This is a genomic window from Nocardia rhamnosiphila NBRC 108938, assembly GCF_000720425.1.
Classification (GTDB): Bacteria; Actinomycetota; Actinomycetes; order Mycobacteriales; family Mycobacteriaceae; genus Nocardia; species Nocardia rhamnosiphila.
Genome location: NZ_JOAJ01000012.1, coordinates 19,432 through 36,133 on the forward strand (window position 1 = coordinate 19,432; position 16,702 = coordinate 36,133).

The window sequence follows — 16,702 nt, forward strand, 5'->3', positions numbered from 1 at the left end:
ACCCTACGTCGAGGGCCGCGCTGACCGGATATGCATGGCGAGAACTATGTCACCGGTTCCCGGCGAGCGCGTGCGCGGGAATCCAGAAGTCCTTCGATGCCGAGCAGGAACGTCTCGCAGATCGGGTCCGGGTCGGTCAGGCATCCGGCGGCCATCGCGCCGTCGCGCAGCATCACGAAGTGCCGGGCTGCCGGTGCCGGATCGATATCGCCGACCTCGGCGAGGATCTCGGTGACGGTGTCCAGGAACCATTGCCGGTGCGCGAGAACGGTTTTGTGGACCGGATGGCCGGGGTCGGGGTATTCGGCCGCCGCATTGAGAAACGCACATCCGCGGAACCCGGGCCCTCGGATACTGTCGGCGATGGCCCGCCCGACGGCTCGGACGACGTCGACGGGTGACGGGCTCTCGCGGCGTGCGGCGTCGACCCGCGCGCGGATCGCTTCGTCGGCCTGCCTCAGGTAGGCGACGACGAGGTCGTCCTTGCCGGGAAAATGCCGATACATGGTCGCCCGCGTCACCTGGGCGGCGGCAATGATGCGTTCGACGCCGACCGAATGAAGCCCTTCGGAGTAGAACAGTCCGCTCGCCGTATCGAGCAGTCGCGCGCGCGCTTCCGACATCAGACTTCTTCCCCTCTCTCGCACTTTCACCCGAGGCTAGCAGAAAGAACGATCGGTATTGACAAGACGGACCGGCGCCCGTCAGACTCCAGGTATACCGATCGTTCTTTCTTCCTGACGCAGTCGCACCTCGACCGCCTCGACCATCGAAAGAGAATCTGATGTCCAGTTCAATCGAGACCGGCGCGCCCGGCACTCTCGCCGAGACCGCCGGCAGCACCGAGGGCCTGCGGAACCTGTACTACGCCCGCTTCGGATTCGCCGTCGTCTGGGCAGTCCTGATGCTGGGGGCCGCCGCGACGCTCACCCCGGTCGGCATCGCCCTGCTGGTGCTCTACCCACTGTTCGACGTGGCCGCGGCCGTGATCGACTTCCGCACCTCGGGCGCCGCACGCCCGAAGGCACCGCTGTACCTCAACATGGCCCTGAGCCTGCTCACCGCCGTCGCACTGGCCGCGGCCGTCACCTCGGGCATTCCCGATGTCCTGCGGGTGTGGGGTGTCTGGGCGATCACCGCGGGCATCGTGCAGTTGATCGTCGCGATCTTGCGGTACCGGCTCGGCGGCCAGTGGGCGATGATCCTGAGCGGCGGAATCTCCACCCTCGCCGGCGCGAGCTTCGTCGCGGGCGCCGGCGCACCGAATGCGTCCCTCACCCCCCTCGCCGGATACGCCACGCTGGGCGGCATCTTCTTCCTGATCTCGGCGGTCCGTCTGCACCGCCGCGGCGCACCGGCGCGATGAGCCGGCCGCCGGCACCCCCTCCCCGAGGCCCCGCCGGGCTGCTCCCCGCACACGGCCCCACCGTCCGACCACCGGCCGGATCCGGCCGTGACCGCTGAATCACCGCCTGCCCACACGCAGTAGCACCCTCACCACAGAAGGAGAACATCATGTCCGAATCCGTCTACACCGCCATCGCCACCTCGACCGGAGACGGCCGCGCCGGAGGACGCGCCGCCAGCAACGACGGGCTGATCGACATCACCCTCGCCATCCCGCGGGAAATGGGCGGGCCGGGTGGCGCGACGAACCCCGAGCAGCTCTTCGCCGCCGGCTGGGCCTCCTGCTTCCACTCCGCATTGAAGGCCGTCGCCGCCGGACAGAAGATCGGTTTCACCGATTCGGCGGTCGTCGCCGAGATCGGCGTGCACCGCACCGAGCAGGGCGGTTTCAGCCTCTCCGCCGCACTCCACGTGGAATTGGGCGGCATCGAACAGGCTGGCGCCGACACGCTGGTCGCGGCCGCGCACGCGGTGTGCCCCTACTCCAACGCCACCCGGGGCAACATCCCGGTCACCGTCGACGTCACCGTCAGCTGAACTGTGCCGGTGAATCCGCGGAAATACCGGCCCCGGCCCGGATCTGCTCGCGCAGGATGTCACCGTGGCCGGCATGCCGGGCGAACTCGGCGGTCATGGCCAGGTAGATCCAGCGAAGGCTGACAACTCCCACGCGCGGGTGCTCGCGGGTCTCGTCCAGAGGAATATCCGCCGCGACGGACCTGGCCCGAGCACTCGCGCGTTCGAATTCCGCGATCACCTCGGCCACGGTCTCCGCATCGCCCACGTGGAACCCGCCGTGTGCCCACAGCGGACCATCGCAGTCGGCGTCGGCGAGCCGTCCGAGCGTGCGCTGGAACCACATTCGTTCGGCGTACGCGGCGTGTTTGATCAGGGTGATCGGGGTGGTCAGCGACGGTACGAGCCGGCATCTGGCATCGGTTTCGGACAGTCCGCGCACCGTGTCGACGAGATCGGCGCGCGCCTGGTCGAGCATGGTCTCGAGCAGTTCGCGTTCGGTGCCGGTGGTGCGGGTCGGAGCAGTCATCGGGGATCCTTCCACGGCCGGTCCGGCGCGCGCCGAACAGACCGAAGTGCTTGTGGTGGTTCGGAATCGGCTCGCCGGAAGAAACGGGCGCCGGGTGACCGCGAATCTCGCGATCGTGAATCCTGGATTCGGCCGTAGAAATATTCGGCCCACATCAGAAGGGGCGCAACGAGCCGGTGCCGAATCTACCACCGGCCGCGGTGGTTGGCTACGGACTTCACCGACCGGCCGCCGGACTCCCTCGGTCGCCGGCACCGAGGATCGCCTGCGCTCGCACCGAATACCGCAGCCGCAGCCGGAGCCGGTTCAGGAATTCGCCTGCGGCCGCGCCGCGTGGCCGGGTCGGCCGTGGGTACGACGTGCTTCCTTCATCTCCGCTTCGTAGACGTGACGCCTGCCCTGGAGCAATTCGTCCCGGACTTCGCGTTCGATGTCGCGGAACACGCTGTAGTACCCGTCGTCGTACTCCTCGACGACCTGGAAGGTCCACCTGCCCTCCAAGACATTGCGGCCGATCAGGTCGGCCGTGATGCGATCGGCGAGATGGTCGTGACCCGCCTCCCGCAACAATGTCACCGCCCAGCCCACGGCGAAGTCGGCGCGGCCGGTCAGTTGGTGGAACGCGTACAGATGCCCCCGGGCGCGCTCGGCGATCTCGAAGGCTTCGGACAACTTCCCCACCGCCTCGACCGTCGTGTCGCCGACACCCGCCGGTCGGCGATGGCGTTGCGCGGGAACGTCCTCGTCACCGGTCTCGGTCACTGCCATGCCGACAGGCTATCGACATACCGACGGAATCCCGTCCCGCCCCGCGCGGGCGAGTCGGGTCCGGTCGAGGCCGGGTCCCGCCGCATCACGGACATTCGCACCCGGGCGAGGTTCGGCGGCACGCGTCCCCCTCAATGTTCATGACAGTTCTCTCACATGCAAGTTCTGGGGCACCCGTTCCACGCTTGCACAACACACATACTTTCCGGACGATTTCGCTCTCCGCCAAACAATTTCCACTCAATACGCTACCGATCGATGGATTGCTGCGTAACAGTAAATTCTTGCGACCCGCACCGCATAGCCTGATAAGTTATTGAGCATTCTCGCCTGGTCGGCGGATACCAGGCGGAGCCGTTTCGACTCGATGAGGAGCTGGGGACGATGGACCGACTCGACAGGCGCGAGACGTCGAAACCACCGGACGACGACCTTGTTCCGTACCCGTGACCCGGACCCGCCCCACACCCGTTCGCCGACCCCAGAAGGAAATCCGATGATGCGCACGTCCCTCCGCCTGACCGCCACCTCGATTGCGGCGGCCGGCCTGATCGGCACCGCGGCCGGCGCGACGGCCGCTCCCCCGGTTGCCCCGATCCCCGCACCGGTGGCCGCCGCCGAAGCCGGGACCGGCTCGGCGATGCTGGATTCGGGGTCGGCGGCCGCGCAGTCGGCGGTCGAAACCGTCCAGCGCGGCGACATCATCGGGATCATCGCGCTCCTGGCCCTCACGCCTTTCCAGATGCTGACCGGCGGCGTCTGCGACCTCGCCACCTTGTCGGCGCTGCCGAACCCCTGCGCACCGAGCGCCTACTGATACAGACGCGGCCGACTGCACGGCACCGACTCGGCCGGATGCGGCAGCAGCACTCCCCCGACGCCGGGATCGGGCCGGGCCGGTAACACACGAAACGCCGCCGGGCACGAAGTCCGGCGGCGTTCGGTCGGGGGTGTCGACGTCCCACAAGCGCCTCTCGGCGAGTGGTCGCTCGTAGCGACAAAAGGGGTGAGGCCCGGGGCTGTCCGGACGCCGACAGGTGTTCCAACGGGACCGGTGCCGGTTCTATTCCGCCGAGGATGTGATGCGGGCTACCCGGCATGTCACCGGCCCGCGCGACCGGTCCGGTGGTTGCGGATCCGGGCCTCGATTCGCGTCCGACCAGCGATGGCCGGACCAACCGGCACCACCGTGCGGAATATTCGCGCAGGAAGTAACCGCGGCCGATCAGGAGTAGGGGTCGGCGTGGATTTCGACGCAGCATTCACCGGCGGCGGGGGCGAGGTCGGCGTGGACGGCGTCCGCTTCCAGACCGTGAAGCAGCCCGGTGAGGTAGGCGTGGTTGAGCGAGCACACCAGGTCCGGCGCTCGAGCCGCCAGCGGGTGGAAGGGACAATTGCGCAGCCGGAGGCAGGCCGGGGCGGTTCGGGCAGGTTCGAAACCCTGTTCGCCGAGCGTGGCGGCCACGAGGGTGATGGCGCGTTCGGCGCCGAGCCGGCCCGGCCGTAACCGTTCCCGGATTTCGCGGCCGGTGGCGGTGCCCCGGTCTCCGGCGACGCGCAGGGTGGCATCGCGCGCGGACTCCCCGGTAGCCTCGGTGAGGACGGCCTGCATCAAAATTTCGGCGAGGATCTCGTGGCGGCGTTCGGGAATGCTGACACGTACCTCGATATCGGCGGGTTCGTACACCTTCGGCGCCCGTCCGACGCGCCGGATCCCGCCGACGTGTTCGTAGTGGGCTCGTAGTAGCCCGGTGTCGACGAGTTTGTCGAGGTGGAACGCGGCGAGTTTGCGGGATATCCCGACATGTTCGGCGGCTTCGTCACGGGTCACGGGACGTCCGGCGCGCCGGATGAACCAGTACATGTTCCGGCGTAGATCGTCGTCCAGTGCGGCAACGGCGCCGATATCGGCTTCACTGGTCACAGGTCCACAATAACGCCGATCGGATTGTGCGGAACCTGCCGGACGGCGAGCGGAGAGGTGGGACTTGACCCCTCTCCCCAATTGAACCAAAATCTATTGGTGTAATTACTTCCCGGATGGCGCGGAGGTTGTCATGATCGATGACTGGCAGCAGGCCAAACGCCCGGTCAGCGCCGTGCTGGCCGGGCCGTACGGACACCCGTTCCATCCGATCCTGGTCACCGTGCCGATCGGGTCATGGCTGGCCAGCGTCGTGTTCGATATCGGCTCGCACCTGGTCGACGACCCCGGATTCCTGGCGCGGGGCGCCCAATGGCTGATCGCGATCGGGGTGCTGGGCGCGCTCGCCGCGGCGACGGTCGGGTTCCTGGACCTGTTCGCCATCCCCACCGGCACCCCCGCCTTCCGGACCGGGCTGGTGCATATGAGCCTGAATCTGGCGGTCACCGTGGCGTTCGCACTCGATTTCTGGTGGCGCGCCGCCGGCACCGATACCGACGTCGCCGTCCCGGGTGGCCCGATGGCCCTGTCGATCGCCGCCGTCGCGGTGCTGGCGGTGTCGGGATATCTGGGCGGCAAACTCGCCTACCACTACGGCGTGCGAGTCGCCGACGAGCACACCCAGGCCACCGGTTTCCGGCGCTGACCTCTCCCCTGTCCCTTCTCGTCCTCAGGAGTCATCATGGGCATCGCAGCTCTGATCCTCTGGCTGCTGACCGCAGTCGGCGGCTTCGTCCTGTTGGGCACGTGGATCGCCAAAGGCGGTGTACGTGATTCGAATTCCAGCCATCTTCCCGTTCCGGTGGTGTTCGGGCACTTCCTGCTCGCCGTGGCCGGGCTGGTGGTGTGGATCGTCTATCTCGCCGTCGACAACGACGCGCTGGCCTGGGTCGCCTTCGGGCTGCTGGTTCCCGTCGCGCTACTCGGATTCGTGATGCTGGCACGCTGGCTGCCCGTCTACCGCGCGCGTACCACCGGACTGGTGGGCAAGACACCGCCCGAACGGCACTTCCCCGTGGCGATCGTCGGCGGTCACGGTGTGTTCGCGGTCGCCACCCTCGTCCTGGTGCTGCTCACCGCGCTCGGTGTCGGAGGAAGCTGATCATGTCCCAGCCCGCCCTACGCGTCGTCCACGACACCGGCGCGGTCGATCTGACCGCCGCCGAGGACGCCGCCCGCACTTTTCTCACCGCCCTCGGCGTGCGCCTGGACAGCGAACACCTCCAGGCCACGCCGGGGCGGATGGCCCGGGCCTATGCCGAGTTGTTCACCCCGCGCGCATTCGATCTGACCACCTTCCCGAACGAGGAGGGCTACGACGAACTGGTGCTGGCCCGCCGGATCCCGCTGCGGTCGGTATGTGAACATCACCTGCTGCCGTTCGTGGGCGTCGCACACGTCGGCTACCTGCCCGGCGACCGCATTCTCGGACTGTCGAAGCTGGCGCGGATCGTCGAACACTTCTCCCGCCGGCCGCAGGTTCAGGAACGGCTGACCAAACAGGTCGCCGACTGGCTCGACCGGCAGCTGCAGCCCAAGGGCGTCGGCGTGGTCATCGAGGCCGAACACACCTGCATGACCCTGCGCGGCGTGCAAGCCGTCGGCACCACCACCGTCACCTCCACGTTGCTCGGCACCCTGCGCGAAGACGCCCGATCCCGTCAGGAGTTCTTCTCCCTCACCGGAATCGGTCCGTAACGCGCCATATGCGGCCGCCGGGTCGCCGACCGCCGGTGCCGTCGGACCGGAGGTCGGTACCGGCACCGGGCCTCGACCCCTCCCCGGCGGGGGAATGTCGCAGCGCCGCAACGGGTTGCGCCGGGGTATGAAGGCTATCGGTTTCCACGAATTCGGCGGTCCCGACGTCCTGCGGGTGCTGGAATTACCCGCCCCCCAGGCCGGCCCGGGCGAGGTCCGCATCCGTGTGCACGCCGCCGCGGTGAATCCGACCGATGTCCTGTTGCGCACGGGCGGCCACGCCGTCCGGATGCCGGATCGGCGGCCGCCCTTCGTGCCCGGTATGGACGCCGCCGGCGTGATCGATCAACTCGGCCCGGGGACCGGCGACCGGCTCCGCGTGGGCCGGCGGGTGATCGCCATAGTGCTGTTCACCGGTCCGCATGGCGGAGCCTATGCCGAACATGTCGTGGTGCCGGCCGCCTCGGTGGTGCCCGCTCCCGAGGGCGCCGACTTCCCCGCCGCCTCCACCCTGCTGATGAACGCCATGACCGCCCGCCTCGCATTGGACGCGCTGGCCGTACCCGCCGGCGCCACCATCGCCGTGACCGGGCCGGCCGGCGCTGTCGGCGGATACGCGGTGCAGCTCGCGAAGGCCGATGGGCTGACCGTCATCGCGGATGCCGCCCCACACGACATCGACCGGGTCCGCGGCTTCGGCGCCGACCATGTCGTCGCGCGCGGCGCCGATATCGCCGACCGGATACGCGTGCTGGCGCCGCAGGGCGTTCCCGGCCTCGTGGACGGTTCGATGCAGACCACCCAAACCCTGCCCGCCCTCGCCGACGGCGGCACACTGGCCGAGTTGCGGGGCTGGTCCGGGCCGGCCGAACGCGGAATCCGGGTATGCCCGGTCATGGTCACCGACGGCATCACCGACACCGGACGCCTGGACACCCTGCGCCGCTACGCCGAAGACGGCACGCTCACCCTGCACGTCGCCGACGTGCTCCCCGCCGCCGAAGCGGCCGAAGCCCACCGCATGCTCGAACGCGGCGGACTCCGCGGCCGGGTGGTCCTGGACTTCTCCTGACCGGCCGGTGACCCGGGCGCCGCAGCAGGTCAGGCCCGCACGGAGATCGCTCGAGTCGCCGCCCCGGCTCCTTGCTCGACGATGAGCATGCGGGCTATTCGTAGCTGTCATCGTGCAGACCGCCGAGATAGGCGATCGCCCCCAGATACCGGTGGCAGAGCGGTGCGTGGTCGCGGTGTGCCGCGCGTTCCCGTAATGCCTCGTCCAGGGAATCGAACCCCGCATCGCGGGCGCAGTCGCCGCCGGGTGCCGAGATGGGTGTCGGCTCGGTCGCCGAGAGGCGCCCGGCCACCTCGGCCGGCCGCTCGCCGCGGGGCGGGCGCGTCTCGTAGAGGGCGATGAGCCGGTGCACGGCAAGCGAACTCACGATCATCCCGCGGTGGCGTCGCACGACGGCAGGTTGATCGGAGGGCCGGGACGGAAGGTGACCGGTAGCGCGGCCAGGGCCCGGTGGAACGGTCCCGGCCGCCACACCAGCTCCCCGGCCGGGACGGCCAGGGTCATATCCGGGATCGCGTCCAGCAGCTGATCGATCGCGTCCTGCACGATCAGGTAGGCGATGGTGCGGGCCGGGCACGCGTGCGGGCCCGTGCTCCAGGCCAGGTGGGAACGATTGCCGGTGTGGTCACGGTCGGCGATCGCCGGGCCGGTGTTGGCGGCGGCGAGGCTGATCAGCACGGGTTGGTGGGCGGGCAACCAGGTGTCGCCGATGAGGACGGGGGTGCGGGGGTAGGTGGTGCAGAAGTTCGCCATCGGCGGGTCGTGGAACAACACCTCGTCCAGCGCGTCCCGCGTCGCCAGGCTCCCACCGATCAGTCCCCCGCCGAAGCGCTCGTCGGTCATCATCAGCAGCAACGCGTTGGTGATCAGATTGGGTTGCGCTTCGCCGCCGGCACCGTAGAAGCTCATGAGCTGAGCGAGGACTTCGACGTCGTCGAGCGCATGCGGGTGGGCCAGCAGGCGGGAGGTGGCGTCGTCGCCCAGACGATCATGTTTCAGTTCGGTCAGTTCCGCCAGCGCCCTCCGCAACCGCACGGTCCCGTCGGCGGCGCCGACGGTGTCGAAACGCGCCGCCATCCCCACGGTTACCCGCGCCCCGATATCGGCCGGGCAACCCATGATCCGGTTGAGGACGGCGACCACCAGCGGGCGGGCGTAGTCGGCGACCAGATCGGCCGACCCGGTGCCGCAGAAGCCGTTGATCAGTGGGACCGCGAGTTGTTCGACGATCGAGTGCATGGCGTGGCCGTCGACGGCGTCGATAGCGGCCTTCGACGCCTGCCGATAACGCTGATGCTCGGCCCCGCTGCTGTAGCGGGCCGCCGGATACCAGCGCATCATCGGCAATACCGGCGAGTCCGCGGGTACCGTCTGCTGCCAGAGCCGCGGGTCGGTCGGGAAATGCTCGATATCGTGCAGGATTCGTACCGCGGTCTCGTAGCCGAGCACCAGCGTGGCCGGTACTCCGGGCGCGAGTTCGATCGGCGCCAGATCACCGTATGCGGCGCGCATCTCGCGATAGGCACGGTGCGGGTCGGCAGCGAACTCCGGGGTGTACAGGGGCACCCGCGGCCCGCCGGCGGCCTCCGGTTCGGTGTGCGCGACCGGGCACCGGCCGCGGCCACGGGGCCCGGCACCGGGATAAGAGATGGATGGTGGCGTAGACATGGTCCATTTCCGTGCAGAAGAAGGAGAAAAGCGGAGAATTCCGCCCACAGGCGATGAGGGAGCCGGCGAGCCCGCCGGTCAGGTCAGTGCTTCACGCAGTGTCGCGAACAGCGCGTGCTGTCCGGTGAGGTGGTAGCGGCCGCCGAGGTAGCCGTCGGGCCGGATCACGCACACCGCGTCGCCTTCGGTCACCCCGTAGAGGTCGTGGATGCGACGACTGTCCGCCGTGACGGCACCGACCGGAGCGGTCCCGTGGTGTCCGGGCGGGGTGACGACAAGCGGTTCGACCCGGTCGCCGAACTGCTGGTGAACCCGGGCGAGCAGTGCCGAGGTGTGCGCGACGCGGCATGGGGCGCGGTGGGTCACCAGCAGGGTGTGCCCGCCGTGGCGCAGTCGTTCGTACAGTCGCAGCCGCGGGGTGATCTCGGTGTCGGGCGCGCGATCACCGGCCGCCGGCCCGTCCAGCACCCCCTGCGCCGGCGAGCCCACTTCCACGGCGTGCCGGTATCCGAACGCCATGCCGGAGATCCGGCCCACCGCCCGTTCGGTGAACCCGGGCGCACGGGCGATCGCCAGCCGCTCGGCGACCGGGATACCGTGATTCATCAGTACCGAATGCAGCTCATGGGTGCCCTCGATCACCTGTTCGGCGATCGGGCGCCGCTCCGCCTCGTAGCTGTCCAACAGTGCTTCCGGGGCGTGGCCGGTGGCCACCGCGGCCAGCTTCCACCCGAGGTTGAACGCGTCCTGCATCGAGGTGTTCTTGCCCTGCCCGCCCGCCGGGGACCGTTCGTGCCCGGCATCGCCACACACGAAAATCCGGCCGTTGCGATACCGCGAGGTGAGGCGCCGCCGCGTCCGGAACACCGTCGTCCACTGCGGAGTCTGCATCCCGACCGTGCCGTGGAAATGCTCGTCGAGCACTTGCTGGAACGCTTCGGCGGAGGCATCGACAGTACGGGCATCGCCGGGCTCGCTGATCAACACGCGCCACACACCCCCGGGCAGCGCGGTCGTCAACAACATGTGATCCCGCGTGATGCGGTACTCGATACCACCGACCTCGATCGGGCGACCGCGCAACCGCAAACCCACGTCCATCATCCGCATCGCCGTAGCCGCGTACTCCGATCGGCTCACTTCCGCCCCCAGAGACTTGGCCACGGTGCTGTGCACGCCGTCGCACCCGATCAGCCACCCGGGGCGGACGGTTTCGGTGTCCCCACTGTTCGTGTCCCGCAGGGTGGCGGTGACCGCACCACCCGGGTCGGCGGTCACCGCAACCAGCTCGGTATGCCAGTCGACGGTCCCGCCGAGCGCGGTGAAGTGCCGGCGCAGAATCTCCTCGGTATCCCGCTGGCTGATCGTCCGGAAGTACGGGTATCGGCTGTCGAGCGCGGTGAAGTCCAGCCGCACCTTCTCGTCGAACCCCTGGAACCTGTAGTCCATCCACTCACCCCGCAGCCCCCTGTTCTGGAATTCGTCGACCACCCCGGCCAGCTCCAGCAGCTCGAGGGTGCGGGTGTGCACCGTGAACGACCGCGAGGTCAGTACGGGGCCGGTGAGTCTGTCGATCACGCGGCACTCCACACCCCGGCGCAACAGCTCGATCCCGAGCGTGAGCCCGGTCGGACCGGCACCGACGATGAGGATGGAATCCCGCGCAGAACGCGAAAAGGACATGGCTGATCACACTCCGAACAGATCGAGACGAAGACGGGTATCGCGTGTGTCCCCCAGCGACACACGCGTGATTCAGGGAAGACGACTACACAGAGCACACGCGTAACGCGAAAAGCACACGCGCAGAACAGGGTCGAGAATCACCGCAGTGCGGCGAATCAATTCAGCGAGGAAGTATTCGAGGCGGATTCGGGAGCGGCTTGTAGCCGAGTCCGCCGAGGATCAATCGTTCCTCGGGTAACTGCCGGCGAGTCGGCGGTCCCGGCGGCCACCAGCCCTCGAGCTCGGCCAGACCGGGTGTGAGGAGTTCCAGCCCGCCGAAGTATTCGAGCTGCTGTTCCCGGGTCCGGTACCAGCCCGAGCCCAGACCCAGCCCGGTGAAGGCATGCTCCAGTCGCCGGGCGAGTACGTGCAATTCGGGATTCTCGTCGGCCGGGTCCCAGAAATTGGTGGCCGCCACATACGAGCCGGCGGGAAGCCGCTGGATGTACTCGCGCATGACTCCTGCCGGATCGAGACCGTCGGCGATATGGTGCAGCAGCCCACACACGATCAGGCCGATCGGCCGGTCCGGCTCCAGATAGTCGGCGACATCCGAGTTCTCCAGCAAGGTCCCGTGCTCGAGAAGGTCACCGCAGGCATAGTGGGTGTTCTCGTTCTGCTCGAGCAGCGCCCGCCCATGCGCGACACACAGGGGGTCGTTGTCGACGTACACAACCCGCGCGTTCCGGTTCTCCTGCTGCGCAACCTGATGGGTGTTGATCACCGTGGGCAGCCCCGCACCGATATCCAGAAACTGATCGATCTCGGCCGAGCCGGCCAGATACCGCACCGCCCGACGCAGCCAATGCCGATTCATCCGCGACACCTCACGCTGGCGGGGCGCGACCGCAAGGACCAGATCGAACGCCGCCCGGTCGACCGCGTAGTTGTCCTTACCGCCGAGGCTGTAGTCGTACACGCGGGCGATGCTGGGCCGGGTGGGGTCGACACCGACCGGGGCACCAACACCAGTCGCAAGTGAGGTGGGGAGCGATTGCGTCGGCATCGAACCTTTCCTATGCAGAAGTTCATCGCGAGCATCCGGCGTTGAACTGGATTCGTAGTGACGTCTCCACGCGAGTTCAGATGTGGGCTGTCTCTGGCCACAAGTCGGAAGTGCAGGGGCGCTGAAGTGATGGAACAACGACCATGGACGCAGCTGGAGCAGATCTCGGATGCGCTCCTTATCCGAGACGAACCGGGACCCACCGAACGCTTGTGCGCGTAAGTACCACCGCGATTCGCAGCAACTTACCTTCACCGAGAACACCATGACCGCCCCTTATGTGTCGTTGGCTTGCTCGCCGACGCCAGGAACTCAACGCTTGCGCAGCGGCTGGAGCTGACCGTATGGGTCAGCGAACACCCCCGTCTACGACTATGCTGAATTATGCCGAGACTCGAATACTCACTGGCACAGACCTTTAATCTCTGTAACTATCGAGGTGCGGTTCGGCATAGTTCCGCATGACCGGGAGGAGAGGGGACATCATGGGGATACGGTTCTTGGGTCGCGGCGGGTCGGCAGACGGAGACTGCCCCACGTTGTACGCAACCGACCAGGGCAGTTACCTGGTCCAGGGGTGGAAAACCGGCCAGCGGGAGGTGGTGGAGATACCCCATCTGCTTCCCGGTTTCGCTGAGCCGGATACCTATATCGGAGCGACCATGATCGATACAGGGCGGGGCACTTTCCGGCTCAACGGGGTCCCGGTTACCGACCCGGGCACACTGGCTCAGATGTCCATCGCCGACCACGAGACGGCTATCGAGGTACCGAAGAAGCGGAGGGCTTACTACGGTGGAGCTGATACAAAATAGCCCTTGGTTCAGCCTGTTTCGGCAAGCCGAACGGTCGGCGTTTCACCTGGAGGTCCGAGATACGTACGCGGTGCCCAGCGAATCCGAACCGCTTCGACGGTTCCTCGCTGGTGAGCCGCCCACAGATGACGAGTTCCTATCCCGGCCGTGGACCGACCTCGTACGGGAGACGACAGGTCGGGGTGTGACCGTTGGCCGGGTACGGGTGGTCACTGTTCCACACAGTGATTATCAGCGCTGGTTGCTGTCCGTGACCGGCAGCAATATCGACGCCGGCGAAGACATCCGGTACTTGCCCCGACATTTGGCCGGTACAGTTACGCCGGATGACTTCTGGTTGTTCGACAGTCACACGGTCGGTTTCAACTTGGTGGATCATGATGGCAAACCGGCCGGTGCCGCAGTCACCCACGACCCCGATATCGCGGCTCACTGCCGCAGCATCCGTGATCGGCTGTGGGAAATGGCTACGCCTTACACCGAGTATGTCAGTCGGTGACCAGTTCGGTTCAACAGCAACGCGAAGCTCTCGGGGGGCGACTTCGAGAGCTTCGCCTACAAGCGGGATTGAGCGGTAGCGAGCTTGCCCGCCAGGCAGGCTGGCATCAAACACGGGTGCCGAAGATCGAATACGGCAAAACCAAACCCACGGAAGCCGACATACGACTCTGGTGCACGCTGACCGACTCCAGGGACCAAGCGGCCGACCTGATCGCTACGGCCCGGAACATCGAAGCCGCGTATGTCGAGTGGCGGAGAGTCTTGCAGGCGGGTACAAGGCGGCGGCAACACGTCTCGGTCAAACTCACCGAGCAATCCAAGCGCTTGCGGATCTTTCAACCGTCGCTCATCCCCGGCATCCTCCAGACGGCCGAATATGCACAGGCGATGCTGCGTCGGTCTATCGACTTCCACCGGATATCAGATGACCTGGACAAAGGTGTAGCAAAACGATTAGAACGGCAACAGCTTCTATACAAGGGCGAACGTAGGTTCTGGATTCTCATCGGAGAACAAGCGCTGTATACCACAGTTGGAAACGGCTTGGTCATGGCCGGCCAACTAGACCGGCTTCTAGCGGTCATCGGCCTCTCCCGGGTCACGTTCGGCATCGTCCCTGCAACGGCAGAACTACCTATGCAGACGACGAATTTCGTTATGTTCGATGATCGGATGGTGATGGTTGAGACGATGACAGCAGAACTCACGATTTCCCAACCGCGAGAGATTGCGCAATACCACAGAGCGTTTAATACGCTGGCGGGGAAAGCAGTCACCGAGGACGCTGCCCGGGGTGTGATCTGGACAGCGCTCGAACGCCGTAGGGGTATCTGAGCGGCAACGACCCGGTTGCGGCCCGTACATCAACCGGTCTCAACCATACGGTGAGGACGCCCGCGCATCGTCCACCGGACGGGGCAACGAGCGGTGCCCTCGGAGGGTCCCGGGTGGTCTTGACCTGGTGGTCGACGACTCCGGCGCGGCAACGGCGTGAGGATTCTGGCACTACGGCCGGGTGAGCGGCAGCCAGATCACGGTCAGTTCGGAGTCCACCGAGGTCCGGTCATGAGCCTCGAAGAGCTTGCCGGGGTCGCGGTTCACGACACGGTGCGACTCAGGTTGCGTCATCACGCCGAGCAACGCGACCGGCCTTATCTGGGGCGATCCTGGTATGGATTACAGGCTTTCGGATCAAAACCGTCCGGCGTCTCCCCACTCACCTGCCGCTGCCGAAACGGCAGTGTGGTCCAGTTTCATTCTTGAATCCTGACGACCGCTCCCCCAAGCCCCAAGCCATACCGATAGCCGAAGCGCGTGACCTCATTTTTCGCCGATTTGATCACAACGCATAGACCCTACGCGATGAATTAGTTCCTCGATAAACGACGTCGTAATTCGGATCAGTTCCACTTTCCGTGATATGTGGCTTGGGTGGGGCCGTCAGGCTGAACTCGACGATCTTCGATTCGGCATCCAGAACTGTACTTCGTGGTCACCGGCCCGATCCGGCAAGTGCCGCATCGCGGTATCGGCGCTGTCGGCCACCGCCGTGTATCCGGTGATGGCGGCGATTGTCAACGGGCCGAGCAGACCGAAAACGGATACAAACCGGACCAAATCGGACCGGAGATGCATTGCCGAAGTGCCTGTACCGGAGGATTACTGGATATATGCCCCAGTAACAGCTGGATCTGTGCTGCTGCGGGTGAGCTCGTTTCATTGATCACCAATCGAAGGTAAGCAAATGGCGCCTGTTATCACCTCGCTGACACCGTCTTCCGGCCCTGCAGCGAGTTTCAACACTGTCATCATCACCGGCTCCGGATTCAGTGGTGTCGGCCCGTTGACTGTCCGGTTCGGCACGACGGCAACCACATTCACCATCGACTCCAATACCCGGATCACGGCCATCGCCCCGCCGGGAACCGGCACGGTGAACGTCACCGTACAGGCACTGCTGGACGGCACGAGCAATCCGCTGCCCTACACCTATGTCGGGGTTCCTGCCTTGACCAGCATCAGTCCGGCTTCGGGGTCGGCGGCCGGTGGGACAACGGTCGTGCTGACGGGTACGAATCTGACGGGAGCGACCGCGGTGAGTTTCGGCGGTACCCCGGCGACTTCGTTCACCGTGAACTCGTCGACACAGATCACGGCGGTGGCGCCTGCCCATTCGGTCGGGACGGTGTTGGTCAGGGTCACCACAGCCGGCGGAACCAGCAACGGGGTCTCCTACACCTACGTCGCGGTACCGACACTGACCGCCATCGCCCCGAACACCGGTCCGGTGACCGGCGGGACGACGGTCGTGCTCACCGGCACGAACCTGACGGGAGCGACCGCGGTGAGTTTCGGCGGTACCCCGGCCACGTCGTTCACCGTGAACTCGTCGACACAGATCACCGCCGTCGCCCCCGCAGGAGCGGCCGGAACGGTGTCGGTCACCGTCACCACAGCCGGTGGAACGAGCAACGGGGTCTCCTACACCTACGTCGCGGTACCCACCCTCACCACCGTCGCCCCGAATGCCGGTCCGGTGACCGGCGGGACCACGGTCGTGCTGACGGGTACGAATCTGACGGGCACGACGGCGGTAAGTTTCGGCGGTACCCCCGCGACTTCGTTCACGGTCAACTCCTCGACGCAGATCACTGCGGTGACGCCCGCCCATTCAGCCGGGTCGATACTGGTCACCGCCACCACAGTCGGCGGAACCAGCAACGGGGTCTCCTACACCTACGTCGCGGTACCCACGCTGACCACCATTGCACCGAACGCGGGTCCCGTGACCGGCGGGACGACGGTCGTGCTCACCGGCACGAACCTGACGGGTGCCACCGCGGTGAATTTCGGTGGCACACCGGCGACCTCGTTCGTCGTCAACTCCGCCACCCAGATCACCGCCGTCGCTCCCGCAGGTGCGGCCGGAACAGTGCGCGGTACCCACCCTCACCACCATCGCACCGAACGCGGGTCCCGTGACCGGCGGCACCACGGTCGTACTCACCGGAACAGCACTGACCGGCGCGACCGCGGTGAATTTCGGTGGCACACCGGCGACCTCGTTCGTCGT

The 16,702-nt window shown here is 66.7% G+C and carries 19 protein-coding genes and 2 pseudogenes; 12 read left to right on the forward strand and 9 right to left on the reverse strand.

The annotated features are described in order from the left end of the window. Window positions 1–44: 44 nt before the first annotated feature. A complete protein-coding gene (locus IG75_RS0132035) occupies window positions 45–623 on the reverse strand; it encodes a TetR/AcrR family transcriptional regulator (protein WP_030525203.1) in 579 nt (192 codons plus the stop codon). 161 nt (window positions 624–784) lie between these two features. Here IG75_RS0132035 and IG75_RS0132040 point away from each other — a divergent pair, with 161 nt between their 5' ends. Together IG75_RS0132040 and IG75_RS0132045 are read left to right on the forward strand one after the other, a co-directional pair. Next, window positions 785–1,366 carry a hypothetical protein gene (locus IG75_RS0132040; RefSeq protein WP_030525202.1) on the forward strand — a complete coding sequence of 194 codons (582 nt, stop codon included), beginning with the start codon at window positions 785–787 and terminating at the stop codon, window positions 1,364–1,366. A gap of 149 nt (window positions 1,367–1,515) precedes the next feature. Next, window positions 1,516–1,944 carry an organic hydroperoxide resistance protein gene (locus tag IG75_RS0132045; RefSeq protein WP_030525201.1) on the forward strand — a complete coding sequence of 143 codons (429 nt, stop codon included), beginning with the start codon at window positions 1,516–1,518 and terminating at the stop codon, window positions 1,942–1,944. On the opposite strand, the gene IG75_RS0132050 is transcribed toward IG75_RS0132045, so the two are convergent. Both IG75_RS0132050 and IG75_RS0132055 read right to left on the reverse strand, forming a co-directional pair. Beyond that, on the reverse strand, window positions 1,937–2,452 hold the full coding sequence (locus IG75_RS0132050; RefSeq protein WP_030525200.1) for a DinB family protein: 516 nt from the start codon (window positions 2,450–2,452) through the stop codon (window positions 1,937–1,939). The genes IG75_RS0132045 and IG75_RS0132050 overlap by 8 nt on opposite strands. Before the next feature lie 306 nt (window positions 2,453–2,758). Further along, entirely contained in the window at window positions 2,759–3,220 is a 462-nt protein-coding gene (locus tag IG75_RS0132055) for a hypothetical protein (RefSeq protein ID WP_030525199.1), read from the reverse strand. A 496-nt stretch (window positions 3,221–3,716) separates the two neighbouring features. On the opposite strand from IG75_RS0132055, the gene IG75_RS0132060 reads away from it, so the two are divergent. Further along, a complete protein-coding gene (locus IG75_RS0132060; protein ID WP_063045454.1) occupies window positions 3,717–4,037 on the forward strand; it encodes a hypothetical protein in 321 nt (106 codons plus the stop codon). Window positions 4,038–4,445: 408 nt separating this feature from the next. Here the strand turns inward: IG75_RS0132060 and IG75_RS0132065 are convergent, their stop codons facing one another. Next, window positions 4,446–5,144 carry a helix-turn-helix transcriptional regulator gene (locus IG75_RS0132065; RefSeq protein ID WP_030525197.1) on the reverse strand — a complete coding sequence of 233 codons (699 nt, stop codon included), beginning with the start codon at window positions 5,142–5,144 and terminating at the stop codon, window positions 4,446–4,448. 133 nt (window positions 5,145–5,277) lie between these two features. Here IG75_RS0132065 and IG75_RS0132070 point away from each other — a divergent pair, with 133 nt between their 5' ends. The 4 genes from IG75_RS0132070 to IG75_RS0132085 all read left to right on the forward strand — a co-directional run bounded on the left by IG75_RS0132070 (window position 5,278) and on the right by IG75_RS0132085 (window position 7,914). After that, entirely contained in the window at window positions 5,278–5,790 is a 513-nt protein-coding gene (locus IG75_RS0132070; RefSeq protein WP_030525196.1) for a DUF2231 domain-containing protein, read from the forward strand. Between the two features lie 36 nt (window positions 5,791–5,826). After that, window positions 5,827–6,246 (forward strand): hypothetical protein, encoded by a 420-nt coding sequence (locus IG75_RS0132075; protein ID WP_030525195.1) that lies wholly within the window; start codon window positions 5,827–5,829, stop codon window positions 6,244–6,246. Window positions 6,247–6,248: 2 nt separating this feature from the next. Continuing rightward, window positions 6,249–6,842, forward strand: coding sequence for a GTP cyclohydrolase I FolE (gene folE, locus IG75_RS0132080; RefSeq protein ID WP_030525194.1), 594 nt, complete (start codon window positions 6,249–6,251; stop codon window positions 6,840–6,842). A 127-nt stretch (window positions 6,843–6,969) separates the two neighbouring features. After that, entirely contained in the window at window positions 6,970–7,914 is a 945-nt protein-coding gene (locus IG75_RS0132085; protein ID WP_030525193.1) for an NADP-dependent oxidoreductase, read from the forward strand. Between the two features lie 94 nt (window positions 7,915–8,008). On the opposite strand, the gene IG75_RS0132090 is transcribed toward IG75_RS0132085, so the two are convergent. The 4 genes from IG75_RS0132090 to IG75_RS0132105 form a co-directional block, all read right to left on the reverse strand. Continuing rightward, a complete protein-coding gene (locus IG75_RS0132090) occupies window positions 8,009–8,281 on the reverse strand; it encodes a hypothetical protein (RefSeq protein ID WP_156059329.1) in 273 nt (90 codons plus the stop codon). A gap of 2 nt (window positions 8,282–8,283) precedes the next feature. Continuing rightward, the gene (locus IG75_RS0132095; RefSeq protein WP_030526041.1) at window positions 8,284–9,582 is read right to left on the reverse strand and encodes a cytochrome P450 family protein; all 1,299 of its coding nucleotides are present in this window, start codon (window positions 9,580–9,582) and stop codon (window positions 8,284–8,286) included. 78 nt (window positions 9,583–9,660) lie between these two features. Next, the gene (locus tag IG75_RS0132100) at window positions 9,661–11,265 is read right to left on the reverse strand and encodes an FAD-dependent monooxygenase (RefSeq protein WP_051715362.1); all 1,605 of its coding nucleotides are present in this window, start codon (window positions 11,263–11,265) and stop codon (window positions 9,661–9,663) included. 163 nt (window positions 11,266–11,428) lie between these two features. Then, the gene (locus tag IG75_RS0132105) at window positions 11,429–12,313 is read right to left on the reverse strand and encodes an SAM-dependent methyltransferase (protein ID WP_030525189.1); all 885 of its coding nucleotides are present in this window, start codon (window positions 12,311–12,313) and stop codon (window positions 11,429–11,431) included. A gap of 539 nt (window positions 12,314–12,852) precedes the next feature. Between IG75_RS0132105 and IG75_RS0132110 the strand changes: the two genes are divergently transcribed. Genes IG75_RS0132110 through IG75_RS0132120 form a run of 3 tightly spaced genes read left to right on the forward strand, consistent with a single transcriptional unit; the run spans window position 12,853 to window position 14,463 of the window. Further along, window positions 12,853–13,128, forward strand: coding sequence for a hypothetical protein (locus tag IG75_RS0132110; protein WP_245713467.1), 276 nt, complete (start codon window positions 12,853–12,855; stop codon window positions 13,126–13,128). Then, window positions 13,109–13,627, forward strand: coding sequence for a DUF6879 family protein (locus IG75_RS40785; protein WP_030525187.1), 519 nt, complete (start codon window positions 13,109–13,111; stop codon window positions 13,625–13,627). The genes IG75_RS0132110 and IG75_RS40785 overlap by 20 nt, the downstream gene beginning before the upstream one ends. Further along, window positions 13,624–14,463: a helix-turn-helix domain-containing protein gene (locus IG75_RS0132120; protein ID WP_030525186.1), complete on the forward strand. Its 840-nt coding sequence runs from the start codon at window positions 13,624–13,626 to the stop codon at window positions 14,461–14,463. The genes IG75_RS40785 and IG75_RS0132120 overlap by 4 nt, the downstream gene beginning before the upstream one ends. A 171-nt stretch (window positions 14,464–14,634) precedes the next feature. On the opposite strand, the gene IG75_RS40670 is transcribed toward IG75_RS0132120, so the two are convergent. Further along, window positions 14,635–14,757, reverse strand: coding sequence for a hypothetical protein (locus IG75_RS40670; protein ID WP_281181668.1), 123 nt, complete (start codon window positions 14,755–14,757; stop codon window positions 14,635–14,637). 616 nt (window positions 14,758–15,373) lie between these two features. Here IG75_RS40670 and IG75_RS0132135 point away from each other — a divergent pair. Continuing rightward, window positions 15,374–16,555 (forward strand): annotated as a pseudogene (locus IG75_RS0132135) (IPT/TIG domain-containing protein); the annotation flags it as partial. Between the two features lie 52 nt (window positions 16,556–16,607). Then, window positions 16,608–16,697: pseudogene (locus IG75_RS40975) on the forward strand (hypothetical protein); the annotation flags it as partial. Between the last annotated feature and the right edge of the window lie 5 nt (window positions 16,698–16,702).